This window comes from Limosilactobacillus sp., assembly GCF_022651205.1.
Taxonomy (GTDB): Bacteria; Bacillota; Bacilli; order Lactobacillales; family Lactobacillaceae; genus Limosilactobacillus.
The window spans coordinates 39,728-51,669 of record NZ_JALCQI010000007.1 but is presented as its reverse complement, the minus strand read 5'-3'; the positions used below and the strand labels follow the sequence as shown (position 1 = coordinate 51,669).

Here is an 11,942-nt window from a genome sequence, read left to right as displayed (position 1 = left end):
CCAACTGGACGCTTTGTTATCGGTGGCCCTCAAGGGGATGCTGGTTTAACTGGGCGGAAGATCATCGTTGATACATATGGTGGGGCAGCTCATCATGGTGGTGGTGCATTTTCAGGTAAGGATGCTACTAAGGTTGATCGTTCAGCAAGTTATGCTGCTAGGTACATTGCAAAGAACCTGGTTGCTGCTGGATACGCAAAGAAACTTGAAATCCAGGTTGCTTATGCAATTGGTGTTGCCGAACCGGTGTCAATTTCAATTGATACTTTTGGTACTGGTACGCGGAGTGAAGCAGAACTGATTGCTGCGGTTCGGAAGATATTTGATCTTCGTCCTGCGGGAATCATTAAGATGCTTAATTTGAAGCGGCCAATTTACGAGCCAACAGCAGCTTATGGTCATTTTGGCCGAACTGATGTTGAACTACCATGGGAACAACTAGATAAAGTTGAAGAACTAAAGAAGGTTCTTGGCTAGTTTAGTGCTTGCATTTACGAATGCGGGTTGTTAGAATATTCATTAAATATTTGATCGAATTGGAAGTAGTAATTGTTACTTAATTCTTCAGAGATCGTGTGGTGCTGTGAACACGAGAATTATTGACAACGAACTCATCCATCAAAATTATTACTGAACTTCGAGTAGGTAATAACGTATGCCGCGTTATGGCGTGAAGTGTCATGAGTTAACTCATGGAAATTCGGGTGGTACCGCGGAGTAAATTCGTCTCGTAGAAAGGATTCTACGGGACTTTTTTATTACGATCAAACAGTAGAAAAGTTGTGAATAAATAAAGGAGAGAAAATATGGCTTACGATCACACTGCCATCGAAAATAAGTGGCAACGATTTTGGAAAAAGAATGAAACCTTTAAGGCTACCTTAAATAAGGACCAAAAGAAGTACTACGCTTTGGACATGTTCCCATATCCATCTGGTCAGGGATTACACGTTGGTCACCCAGAAGGTTATACCGCTACCGATGTGATGTCACGGATGAAGCGGATGCAGCGATATAACGTTTTGCACCCAATGGGTTGGGATGCTTTTGGCTTACCAGCAGAACAATATGCATTGAAGACAGGTCATAACCCAAAGAGCTTTACTAACCAAAATATCGATCACTTCCGTAACCAGATTCAATCACTTGGTTTCTCATACGATTGGGACCGTGAAGTTAACACAACCGATCCAGAATACTACAAGTGGACTCAATGGATCTTTGAACAACTTTACAAAAAGGGTCTTGCTTACGAAAGTGAAATCATGGTTAATTGGGCACCAGATTTCATGGGCGGTACCGTTGTTGCTAACGAAGAGGTTGAAGATGGTAAAACCAAGCGTGGTGGTTATCCAGTTTACCGGAAGCCAATGAAGCAATGGGTTTTAAAGATCACAGCCTATGCAGATCGGTTGATCGATGATCTCGACCTCGTTGATTGGCCAGAAAGCGTTAAGGAAATGCAACGTAACTGGATTGGCCGTTCAGAGGGTGCCTCCGTTTACTTCCCAGTGGCAGGGGATGAAGATACAAAGATCGAAGTCTTCACTACTCGAGCAGATACTCTTTTTGGTGCATCTTATGTTGTCCTTGCTCCTGAACAAGAATTAGTTGATCAATTAACTACTCCAGAAAATAAGGAAGCAGTTAAGAAGTACCAAGAAGAAGCTTCCCGGCGTTCAGACCTTGAACGAACTGATCTGAACAAGGATAAGACTGGGGTATTTACCGGCTCATACGTTATTAACCCAGTAAATGGCGAAAAGCTCCCAATTTGGATCAGTGATTATGTCCTTGCATCTTACGGTACTGGTGCCGTAATGGCGGTTCCATCAGGCGATCAACGTGACTATGATTTTGCTAAGAAGTTTGATTTACCAATCAAGCCAATTATTGAAGGCGCAGATATTTCGGAAGGTGCCTTTGATGGCGATGGTAAGCACATTAACTCCGGATTCTTGGATGGCCTGAACATTGCAGATGCCAAGAAAAAGATGATCGAATGGCTTGACGAACATAATGCCGGACACAAGAAGGTTAATTACCGTCTTCGTGACTGGATCTTCAGCCGGCAACGTTACTGGGGTGAACCAATTCCGGTTATCCACTGGGATGATGGTCGAACTACCCTTGTGCCTGAAGATGAATTACCTTTGAAATTACCTGATACTGATAACATTGAACCATCAGGTACTGGTGAAAGCCCACTAGCTAACGTTAAGGACTGGGTTAACGTTTATGACGATCAGGGCCGACATGGTCTTCGGGAAACTAATACGATGCCACAATGGGCTGGTTCTTCATGGTACTGGCTCCGGTATACCGATCCACATAACGATAAGGAATTCGCATCAAAGGAAGCCTTGGACTACTGGTCACCAGTTGATCTCTATGTTGGTGGCGCTGAACACGCGGTTCTTCACCTTCTATATGCTCGTTTCTGGCACAAGGTTCTCTATGACCTAGGACTTGTACCTACTAAGGAACCATTTATGAAGTTGGTTAACCAAGGAATGATCCTTGGTGCTAACCACGAAAAGATGTCTAAGTCTAAAGGAAACGTTGTTAATCCAGATGACATTGTTGAAAAGTATGGTGCTGATACGCTTCGCCTTTACGAAATGTTCATGGGACCACTGACTGAATCTGTTCCGTGGGATGAAGAAGGGCTTCACGGTTCCTACAAGTGGATTCAACGTGTATGGCGTTTGCTAATGGACGAAAATAACCACCTTCGTGATCGGGTTTCAACCTTTAATGATGGAAAGTTAACCAAGGTTTATAACCAAACGGTGAAGAAGGTTACCGAAGATTACGAGCGGATGCACTTTAATACTGCCATTTCACAACTGATGGTCTTTGTTAACGAAGCATTTAAGGCCGATGATCTTCCTGTTGAATACATGGAAGGCTTTGTTAAGATGATTTCACCAGTAATTCCTCACGTTGCTGAAGAATTATGGAGTCACTTTAATGTTAGTGATACGATTGCTTACCAACCATGGCCAACTTATGATCCTAAGGCTTTAGAGGAAGATGAAGTTGAAATGATCATCCAAGTTAATGGTAAGCTTCGTTCCAAGATCAAAATGGCAAAGGACATTGATTGTGAAGAAGCACAAAAACTGGCCCTTGCTGATGAACACGTCCAAAAGTTTACTGATGGGAAGGACATTAAGAAAGTTATTGTTGTTCCTAACAAGATTGTAAACATCGTTGCTAAGTAAACTAATAAGAGATATGAGGTTGGAAATTTAACTTTCCAGCCTCATTTTTCTGATCGTGGTAAAATATTGGTTGTTTCAGTAAAGAAAAGAGAGGAATCGAAATGGAAATTGTTAGTTACCCGGCAATCTTTCAACACAAAAACAATCAGATTGAAGTCGACTTTCCGGATCTTCCCGAAGCATTTACTCAGGGGAAAGATATGGAGACGGCAATGGAATTCGCCAAATTAGGGTTAGCTATTACGCTAAATGATAAGTTGGGGCATTTTGAAAAAGCGCCGCAAGTTAGTGATTTAGCTGAGGTACAATCAGCGCACCCAAAGGCAGTGGTAAAAATGGTAACGGTTGATTTAGAACAGTATTAGCAAAGATTTCTAAAATAATTTGCGACGATGCTCTATTAAGGATAGAATGATTAGTATTGATTTTAGAAAGTAAAAGGTAGGATTCAAAAATTATGAGTGAAGGACAGCCAAAGGATACTGCTCGTTCAAAAATGCTGAATGGTTCAGCATGGATGACAGCGGGGAATATCACCTCGCGCATCCTTGGAGCAATTTATATCATTCCCTGGGTTACTTGGCTAGGAGCATACAGTGACGAAGCCAATGCCCTATACGCACAGGGTTACAACATTTATAGCCTCTTCATTACCATTTCAACTGCAGGAATACCGTCGGCAATTTCAAAACTCGTTGCGCACTATAACGGGTTAAACGAATACGGGGTTAGTCAAAAGCTAAACCGTTCAGCAATGTACATGGCACTTGCTTCGGGTGTTATTTGTGGGACCGTCATGATGTACATTGCTTCATGGCCGATTGTTTATAACGGTGATACAAACTTAATTCCGGTGCTTCGTTCGTTAGCATGGGCAATCTTTATTATCCCATTAATGGCGATTAGTCGAGGGATCTTTCAAGGCTATAGCATGATGGCGCCCTCGGCAATTTCCCAGTTTGTGGAGCAGCTCTTTCGAATAGTTTACATGCTGGTAGCAACTTACCTGATTATGAAGATTCAAAAGGGGAGCTGGGTTAGTGCCGTCAGTCAGTCAACATTTGCGGCATTTATTGGTGCTATCGGTGCCTGTGTTGTTCTCTTCTTGGCATGGTTAAAATACCGTGGCTTTATGCGAGGAGATGGTATGATTGAGCAACCAGCCGAAGAGGTTTCAACGACTGAATTAATCTTAAAAATTGTTTACCAATCGATTCCGTTCATTATTATTGAGTCAGGAATTAATATTTTCCAGTTAGTTGATCAATATAGTTTTAAGCGGATGATGCCGTTAGTCGGTCACTTTAGTAAATACCAAATTGATGTTTTGTACGCCTTGTTTGCATTTAATGCGAATAAGCTTTACATGATTATCATCGCCTTAGCCAATGCATTAGCGGTTACTGCAATTCCGTTACTAGCGATGGCTCGAGCAAGAAATGATCAAGCGGGGATGAGAAATCAGATTGAAAACGTCTTGATGCTCTTTTATTTCGTGATGATTCCGGCAGTCCTTGGCTTATACGCAGTTGCTCAGCAAATATATACCGTCTTTTATCGTTACAATCATGCTGGGGTAATTGTTCTTGAATTTGCGGCATTTATGGCAATTCCGCTTGGCCTCTATACGGTAGCGGCCGCGATGATGCAGGGAATTTCGGAAAACCGTCGGATGATGAAATATCTTGGGATTGGATTAGTAATCAAACTATTAATCCAGTTCCCGTGCATTTGGATTGCACAAGGCTTGGGGCCACTTTTAGCAACTGGAATCGCAATGATGATCATTAATTTGCTTATTATTCGTTCATTCAATCAAGAATTCCGATTGAACTTTGAACAGATGGCATTACCAACTAATCAGATTTTGGCATATTCACTAGTAATGCTAGTAGTGACTAAGGGATTAATGCTTTTACTTGGATTGTTTATCAATCCATACGGTCGTTATACTGCCTTCTTCACATTAATAATTGGTGTCCTTGTTGGTGCTGGTGTTTATGGTTACTTAGCGCTTCACTTCCGCCTTGCGGATCTCCTTCTTGGTGGTCGAGCAGAAAGGTTAAGACAAATATTACACATTAGCTGATTAACTAAAAAACGGCAACGTTAGAATTTACTAACGTTGTCGCCTTATTTTTAAAAATGAAAATTAATTCAAGAAGCCAATGTGGTGCTCTATATTGCCGCTCTCCATTTTCTTCATAAATGATGGAAGTGCACGACTAATTTGGTGAGGAAGGACAATGTATTGGTTCTTTGCGATTTGTTCAGCAACCGCACTATGAGCGTAGACAGCTGCCAAGGTTGCCTTCAATGGGTTGCTTGAAAATTCTGCGGTAAAACCACCAACCATTCCGGCTAGTGTATCGCCCATTCCACCAACAGCTTGAGCAGGGGTTCCAATTGTTAGTTGATATACTTCATCATTGGTGTAGATTTCTGTATGGTGCTTCTTAAGAACGACGGTTGCTCCTAGTTTTGCTTGGGCGGCCTTATTTTGGTCTTCGCTTTGCTCGGCAATTTTAATTCCTGCAAGCCGTTGCCATTCCATTTGGTGTGGTGTATAAATGATATTTCCCTTAGGTTGAGCTAATTCCTCTCGAGCCATTAGGGTGATTGCTGAACCATCAATAACCACATTTTGGTTTTCGCTGGTATGGGCAAAAACATTTTTAAGAATTGCAAGACTAGTTTCGTCATCTCCAAGCCCAGGACCAACGACCACTGTTGTAGCAGGTTCAACAAGTGAAGCAACTTGTTGGGCATCGTTGAAGTCAGCAAACATTGCTTCTGGCAATTGTGAATGAAGGGCACCAGAATTGCTTGGATCGGTAGCAGTTGTAACTAATCCTGCTCCGGAACAAACGGCAGCGGTAGAAGCCATGATGATGGCACCGCCGAAATTACGGTTACCGCCAACAAGGGTTACTTTACCGTATGTTCCCTTGAAACTGTCACTGGGCCGTGGCTTAATAACATCGAAGAGAATTTGATCAGTTAATTTTTGCATGTTTAAGACTCCCTTACATTGAATGCTTTCGAACTGAAAACTACTACTTTCATGGTATCATTATTTTAAGGAAAAGATTAATGGAGGTTGATAGAATGACAGATTGGATGAAGGCAGCCCAAAGCCAGCAGGAAGAATACTTAAACGACTTAACTAAATTATTGAAGATTCCAAGCGTTCGTGATGACGATGCGGCTACTGCTGAATACCCGCTTGGCCCCATGCCAGCAAAGGCCCTACAAGAATTTTTGAAGATGGCTAAACAAGATGGCTTTCGTACCAAAAATATTGACAACCTGGTCGGTTATGCCGAATGGGGTGAAGGGGATGAAACCCTTGCAATATTGGCTCACTTAGACGTTATGCCTGCCGGAAAAGGTTGGGACACCGATCCATTTGATCCAGTTATTAAGAATGGTAACTTGTATGCCCGAGGTGCTTCTGATGATAAGGGACCTGGAATGGCTTGCTATTATGCCTTGAAGTACCTGAAGGATCAGGGAGTTAAATTTAACAAGAAAGTGCGCTTTATCGTTGGGACGGATGAAGAAAGCAATTGGACGGGGATGCACCGTTACTTTGAAGTTGAACCGGCACCAACCCTTGGCTTTTCCCCAGACGCGGAATTCCCAGTGATTAATGGTGAAAAGGGACAATTCTCGTTACTTCTTGATGTTCCAGCTGGTAATAACGGTGAAGTCCAACTCAAGAGCTTTCAATCTGGATTGCGGTTTAATATGGTTCCGCGGGAAGCCGTTGCTGAAATCACAACGCCGGATCAGGATAAAGTGATTAGCGACTTTGAAAATTTTATAACTGAAAATCCAGTAACCGGTAATGTTGAGAAGAATGCCGATTATCTTAAAATAACCGTGATCGGAAAAGCTGCTCATGGAATGGAACCCGAAAAGGGAATTAATGCCGGAACATACCTTGCTCTGTTCTTAAACCAGTATAACTTTGGTGGTGGAGCTGCTAGTTTCATTAGGTTTCTTGCAGAGTATCTTCATCTTGATACCCGGATGAAGAAATTTAATGGTGCATTTACTGATGATGTGATGGGCGAATTGACGATGAATGCTGGAATCTTGAATTATGATGAAAAATCTGGCGGTAAAATTAATATGAATTTCCGTTATCCAAAGGGAATTACGCCCGATGAAATTCAAGCAAATGTTGAAAAGATAACCGGGCCACTAAACATTGTGGTAAAGCAGGGTGACGGTCAGGAACCACACTATGTCGATCCAGAAGATCCAATTGTGAAGACTTTAATGCAAGCCTACATTGATATTAGTGGGGATCAAAATGCACAGCCTGAGGTCGTTGGTGGAGGAACTTATGGCCGATTGATGAAGCGTGGGGTTGCATTTGGGGCACTGATGCCTAACACACCAAATACGATGCACCAGGCAAACGAATTTCAACCGGTTGATGATTTGATTGCATCGATGGCGATCTACATGCAAGCAATCAATAATTTAGTAACCGATTAACCCGCTTAGTGTCAATATGGTAAAATAAAGGTGAAATCCGTTAGGGTATGTATTTCTGGAGGTGTCGGTTATGAGTTATCAAAGAATTCTCGTCGGAATTGATGGTTCCAAGCAATCAGATATGGCTTTGGAGAAGGCTGTTGATATTGCAAAGAAAAATGATGCAGCATTGTACTTGTTGAGTGTAATTAATGGTGAACGCTATCCAACAACTAGCCCAAGTGGCTTTGGCTTTGTTGATAAGAGCATCTATGACTCTGCAATTCAGGAAATGAATAAGCGGTTAGCTGAAAGTAAACAGAAGGCAGAGAAAGCCGGAGTGAAAGAAGTTCATACTGACGTTGAAATCGGGAATGCAAAGGTTGAATTAGCTGAGAAGTACCCGAAGGATAACCACATTGACCTAATTGTTATCGGCGCTACTGGTCTCAATGCTATTGGTCGGTTAATCGTTGGTTCAACCGCAGCTTATACCGTTCGGATTGCACCATGTGATGTGACAGTCGTAAAAACCGATTTGGAAAACAAAAAATTAGAGATTAAAGAGAGTAGTTATCCTGAGATTTAGGATTTATTTAACAGCCTCTGCTGATTGAGATTATCAATCAACGGGGGTTATTTTTGACAACGTATGTTCGATTAGACGATGATAATTGCAACAGAACGTGGTAAAATATGACAGTCGATACTTTGTTATTTCTAGTTCGACGTTAGGAGTATTTATCAATGCGTTTTCAATTAAAGCACGGATTATTGGTGATTATTGCATTATTAGTGATTGTGATTGGGATAAATTGGTGGCATCAAGCACGCCATTTTAACCGCAATGTTACTATTAATGGAATTAATGTTGGCGGGTTAACGGCTAAGCAGGCTTCCCAAAAACTTAAAAATGCTAAGAATAGCAACTTAGTTTATTTGAATGGTGATCTAATCTATAACGGTCCAGATACTAATTCAACATTTACAACAGCTGACGAGGCAAAGGTAAAGGATGCATTGCATAAGCAGTTTTCGTTTTTCCCTTCTCGGAAGTCTTATTCTTTGCAGGTTAAGCCTACTAAGCGTGATCTTAGTCAATATGAAGCCAAAAAAGCAATTGTCCAAACGACTCTTCAACGAGAAAATCGTGGGCGGCAAGCACCTGTAGATGCTTATGCTGAATTGAAAAATGGTAAAGTGACAATTCATAAGGGCCAAAAAGGGACGAAGATTGATGAGCAACGAATCCTAAAGCAACTAAGCTCTCGAGCAACTGATAGTAAGATTTACCTTACAGCTAAACAGCAACAGCCACTTTTGCCGAACAGTAATACGGTTCTGAATGAAAAGAAAAAATTACAAAAACTAACCGGGAAAAAGGTCAACTACAAAGTTGAAAAGAAAACTTACCGGTTAACAACCGATGACGTAATCACTAGTGCTACTTACAAAGATGGTCAGTATCACTTTAATACGTCTGCAATAAACAAGAAAATCAAGCAAATTAACCAAAAGCAGTCAACTTTAGGTAAGGCGTTTAAATTTAAGACTCCTGATGGTAAAGATATAACTACTACTAAGGATGGAAGCTATGGTTGGAAGATTAGTCCGGAACGTGCTGGAAAGACTCTGGCGAACGCAATTGCGGATGGTAAAACTTCTGTTGATGCTAAAGCAGATATCTATGGAATCGGCTATAACCGCAGTGGGACCGGATATGGAGTAACCGAAAATAACGGAATTGGTAACACTTATGCGGTCATTTCAATCGCTGATCAACATGCTTGGTTCTATAAGAATGGGAAGTGTGTGGATGATGTCGATGTTGTCACTGGTAAGATGAGTAACAAGGCTGACCAAACGCCTAAGGGAGTCTGGTATATCATGTACAAACAATCCCCATCAGTCTTGAAAGGAACCAGCGATAATGGTTCTAAGTACAGTAGTAAGGTTAGCTACTGGGCACAGTTTACCGATAGTGGTTGTGGATTCCACGATGCTTCATGGCGCCATAACTGGTCTAAGACGGCCTACTTAAATGATGGCTCGAATGGATGTGCTAACATGCACCCGAGTGACGCTGCCGGAGCATATAATAGTCTGGAAGTTAATGAGCCAGTTATTGTCTATTAAGAGCATACTTGAATTTAATAAATAAAAGGGTCTAAAGTTTGGTAAGTGCTGAACTTCAGGCCTTTTTGTATGGGTATAGTTTTTATTGGTAAGATTATTTTAATTTAAAAATGCAAACTCCCATTAATTACGTATTAACTATTTAGAGGATTAAATTGGGAGTGAATACGATGAATGATAAAGTAATTTTAGGAACTGTTGTAATGTTGGTTTCACTTAATTCAGCGTTGCCGGTAATGGCTAACCAAGTACAGGAGGCACAAAATGATGCTGAGGTAGCGGTTATTAATCAGGAAGCGGTTGACGCAAAATCATTACGTAGCCATGGTGATGAATATACAAGGGAATTTTTAATTCAATTTCACACTGCAACCCAGAGATATCGGCAAGCTTTTCAACAAGGAGTAACTGATCAGGAAAATGGTCAATCTCATTCATTTGCTGGTCGAGTGGAAAATGCAGCTTACCAGCGAGGAAAAGAACACGGAAAAGCATTCAGTAATAATGAGAATGGTCAAGTACAAGAAAAAGGGAAAATGGTTACCCCTGGTGAGCAATCAACCGACCAAACAAAATACTCGGTGAAACAACCATTACCTGACCAGGCACGATTTATTAACCGAATTGCTAGGCATGCACAACGAATTGGCAGGACTTATGACTTATATCCTTCCGTAATTATTGCTCAGGCGGCCTTAGAAAGTAACTGGGGATCGAGTGGGTTAAGTTTAGCACCTCACCATAATTTATTTGGTGTTAAAGGACAATATGCGGGTCATAGGGTTTTAAAACCAACAACTGAATTTATCAATGAACAGCCACGACAAGTACAAGATGTTTTTCGTTCATATGCCGATGATGGTCAGTCATTACAAGATTATGCTGAGACGCTTCAACAGCCGTTATATAAGCATGTCCACCGTTCGCTTGCTAAAGATTATCGTGAAGCAACGCGGGCCCTTGTTGGGTGTTACGCAACGGATCCTGATTACGATAAAAAGCTAAATCAGATTATTGATAGTTATCAGTTAACTAGGTATGACAATCTGAAGGAAGAAGGTAATGAGCATGAAAGGGTTAGAAACTACCAACAATTAGGTGGACCAACAAGATCCGGCATTAAGAAAAACCAACAACAAGAAAAGGCAAAGCAAAAGAAAATTTCACCAGTTATTTCTGTCATTGGTGGTGCTGCATCAGCCGGGATGTTAGCGGGATTGAAGAAAATGATGATTAGTTAGTTATGAAAAAAAGCTAGAAAATAGCAAAATGCTTTTCTAGCTTACAAAGGTAAAATTCTATAGTGTGTTGTGGTACTTCTTTAGTAAGAAGATGAAGAAGATTATACATACGATTGAAGAAACAGCCACAATTCCGAAGCCGGCATTCCAGCTGGTCTTACCAACGATTTGTCTTCGGGGTAATTGGGATGATGATCTAATCCAAGCCTTTGATGGCTCTCATTCATATGATGACGAAACAAAAATTATGATTTCCCGAATTGGTGAATTTATCGGAAATAAAGTTGGCGTCGATTCTATCCAAGAGATGGCAAAATGGCCGATTACGACTAGCATTCAAGTTGGTGTTCTACACCTTATCTTGAATCATAATCTTCCACAAAATAATTCTGGACAAGGTCTCTTTCCGACAAATGAACAGCAGCAAATGGACCAGATTATGGGACCAACACAATGTTGTGATGTTGGAATTTATGCTCATGTTCACCATCAGTTATACCGTTATACCAGTAAGGAGCGATTAATTCTTAATCCTGGGTCAGTTGGTGAACCATATGATGGCTGGAATATTCACCAGACTAATTTACGTGCTAGATACCTATTACTTACTATTGATGACGAGGGAATTGCTGACCTTGACTACCGGAGAGTAACTTGGAATGTACAAGAAGAACGTGATCGGGCACTGAATGAAGAATTGCCATACAAAGAGATGTACTTACGGCATTTGGAAAATGGGCGGAATTTTATCCATGATCAACCATTCTTGGCTCAAATTAATCATGACCATAACTATTTGCAAGAAGTTATCAATTATTCCAAAAGTAGAAAGCATTAGTGATCAAAAAAA

10 protein-coding genes and 1 other annotated feature are annotated in these 11,942 nt (G+C 41.1%); of the genes, 9 read left to right on the top strand and 1 reads right to left on the bottom strand.

Annotation, left to right across the window (positions count from 1 at the left end; genetic code table 11):
• From LKJ51_RS03055 to LKJ51_RS03040, 4 genes are all read left to right on the top strand, one after another.
• Positions 1-477 (top strand): methionine adenosyltransferase domain-containing protein (locus LKJ51_RS03055; RefSeq protein WP_291980095.1); only part of this gene is annotated, 477 nt, incomplete at its 5' end.
• A 44-nt stretch (positions 478-521) separates the two neighbouring features.
• Positions 522-734 (top strand) — a binding site (T-box leader).
• Positions 735-806: 72 nt separating this feature from the next.
• Positions 807-3,227 (top strand): leucine--tRNA ligase, encoded by a 2,421-nt coding sequence (leuS, locus tag LKJ51_RS03050; protein WP_291980094.1) that lies wholly within the window; start codon positions 807-809, stop codon positions 3,225-3,227.
• A 101-nt stretch (positions 3,228-3,328) separates the two neighbouring features.
• Entirely contained in the window at positions 3,329-3,592 is a 264-nt protein-coding gene (locus LKJ51_RS03045; RefSeq protein WP_291979165.1) for a type II toxin-antitoxin system HicB family antitoxin, read from the top strand.
• Between the two features lie 92 nt (positions 3,593-3,684).
• Entirely contained in the window at positions 3,685-5,316 is a 1,632-nt protein-coding gene (locus tag LKJ51_RS03040) for a putative polysaccharide biosynthesis protein (RefSeq protein WP_291979166.1), read from the top strand.
• A 63-nt stretch (positions 5,317-5,379) separates the two neighbouring features.
• On the opposite strand, the gene LKJ51_RS03035 is transcribed toward LKJ51_RS03040, so the two are convergent.
• Entirely contained in the window at positions 5,380-6,240 is an 861-nt protein-coding gene (locus LKJ51_RS03035; protein ID WP_291979167.1) for an NAD(P)H-hydrate dehydratase, read from the bottom strand.
• Between the two features lie 95 nt (positions 6,241-6,335).
• On the opposite strand from LKJ51_RS03035, the gene pepV reads away from it, so the two are divergent.
• The 5 genes from pepV (at position 6,336) to LKJ51_RS03010 (ending at position 11,930) form a co-directional block, all read left to right on the top strand.
• Positions 6,336-7,736 (top strand): dipeptidase PepV, encoded by a 1,401-nt coding sequence (pepV, locus tag LKJ51_RS03030; RefSeq protein WP_291979168.1) that lies wholly within the window; start codon positions 6,336-6,338, stop codon positions 7,734-7,736.
• A 70-nt stretch (positions 7,737-7,806) separates the two neighbouring features.
• Positions 7,807-8,304, top strand: a complete 498-nt coding sequence (locus tag LKJ51_RS03025; RefSeq protein WP_291979170.1) for a universal stress protein — start codon at positions 7,807-7,809, stop codon at positions 8,302-8,304.
• A 158-nt stretch (positions 8,305-8,462) separates the two neighbouring features.
• Positions 8,463-9,851: a L,D-transpeptidase family protein gene (locus tag LKJ51_RS03020; protein WP_291980093.1), complete on the top strand. Its 1,389-nt coding sequence runs from the start codon at positions 8,463-8,465 to the stop codon at positions 9,849-9,851.
• A gap of 170 nt (positions 9,852-10,021) precedes the next feature.
• A complete protein-coding gene (locus LKJ51_RS03015) occupies positions 10,022-11,092 on the top strand; it encodes a glycoside hydrolase family 73 protein (protein ID WP_291979175.1) in 1,071 nt (356 codons plus the stop codon).
• 91 nt (positions 11,093-11,183) lie between these two features.
• Positions 11,184-11,930, top strand: a complete 747-nt coding sequence (locus LKJ51_RS03010; RefSeq protein WP_291979177.1) for a metallophosphoesterase family protein — start codon at positions 11,184-11,186, stop codon at positions 11,928-11,930.
• The last annotated feature ends 12 nt before the right edge of the window (positions 11,931-11,942 follow it).

What these genes read in the sequence shown, in the direction of transcription:
- LKJ51_RS03020 (WP_291980093.1), top strand. Translation starts at nt 8,463, where the DNA reads ATGCGTTTTCAATTAAAGCACGGATTATTGGTGATTATTGCATTATTA.
- LKJ51_RS03045 (WP_291979165.1), top strand. Translation starts at nt 3,329, where the DNA reads ATGGAAATTGTTAGTTACCCGGCAATCTTTCAACACAAAAACAATCAG.
- LKJ51_RS03010 (WP_291979177.1), top strand. Translation starts at nt 11,184, where the DNA reads ATGAAGAAGATTATACATACGATTGAAGAAACAGCCACAATTCCGAAG.
- LKJ51_RS03035 (WP_291979167.1), bottom strand. Translation starts at nt 6,240, where the DNA reads ATGCAAAAATTAACTGATCAAATTCTCTTCGATGTTATTAAGCCACGG.
- LKJ51_RS03025 (WP_291979170.1), top strand. Translation starts at nt 7,807, where the DNA reads ATGAGTTATCAAAGAATTCTCGTCGGAATTGATGGTTCCAAGCAATCA.
- LKJ51_RS03040 (WP_291979166.1), top strand. Translation starts at nt 3,685, where the DNA reads ATGAGTGAAGGACAGCCAAAGGATACTGCTCGTTCAAAAATGCTGAAT.
- pepV (WP_291979168.1), top strand. Translation starts at nt 6,336, where the DNA reads ATGACAGATTGGATGAAGGCAGCCCAAAGCCAGCAGGAAGAATACTTA.
- LKJ51_RS03015 (WP_291979175.1), top strand. Translation starts at nt 10,022, where the DNA reads ATGAATGATAAAGTAATTTTAGGAACTGTTGTAATGTTGGTTTCACTT.
- leuS (WP_291980094.1), top strand. Translation starts at nt 807, where the DNA reads ATGGCTTACGATCACACTGCCATCGAAAATAAGTGGCAACGATTTTGG.